General features: G+C 57.8%; 1 protein-coding gene. It reads left to right on the plus strand.

The window, feature by feature from the left end; translation table 11 throughout:
• The coding region (locus tag P3C29_RS32605) for a transposase (protein WP_345952315.1) at positions 1-222 on the plus strand (222 nt) is incomplete at its 5' end.
• Positions 223-791: the final 569 nt, after the last annotated feature.

The raw sequence follows: 791 nt of genomic DNA on the forward strand, positions 1-791 counted from the left end.
GGACGTAGACGGATATGGGGTGGTCGAGCTGAGGTGCGAAGTGTCCTTTACATGGCTGTCTTATCCTCGAAGAGCCATAACCCGGTGATCGAGAGGTTTTACAACCATCTGCTTGCTGCAGGGAAGACGAAGAAAGTAGCGCTGGTGGCATGCATGAGAAAGTTGCTGACGATCCTGAATGCGATGGTGCGCGATCAAAAGCATTTCGCTGAAATGGCTTGAATTTCGACACGGTTGCTCACTCCGGCATTACTCCGCGGGCCGCCGCGATGGGCCATCCTTGGCCCAGCGCGGCTAACCCGGCGTCCTGCCGGGTTACCCACGCTCCAAAGCCTGCGTTCGGCCAGCGTGGTTTAACGGGGCGCCTAAGATCAAGATCAAAAGCAGATCAACAGCACAGCGGCCTACAGGCCGGCTTGAGTGGTGTGAAGCAAAGGCAAAATCAAAATCAAAAGCCAGAGCGGGCACGGTCCAACTGTAGGAGCTGGCTTGCCTGCGATGGCCTCGCCTCGGTGCATCTGAAAAACCGAGTTGTCTGCATCGCAGGCAAGCCAGCTCCCACAGAAAAGCAGAGCTGCATCCGTTTCAGATTTGKTTTTCGCTTTGGCTTTTGCTCTGGCTTCTACCACTCAAGCCGGCCTGTAGGCCGCTGTGCTCTTGCTTTTGATCTTGATCTGGCTCTGACTGCCCCAATAAGCCCGAGGCCGAACGCAGGGATTGAGGAGCGGGTAAACCGGCAGGACGCCGGTTTAGCCGCGACGGGGCAGGGACGCCCCGTCGCGGCGGCCCGC

Source organism: Pseudomonas sp. 1912-s (genome assembly GCF_029269205.1).
Classification (GTDB): Bacteria; Pseudomonadota; Gammaproteobacteria; order Pseudomonadales; family Pseudomonadaceae; genus Aquipseudomonas.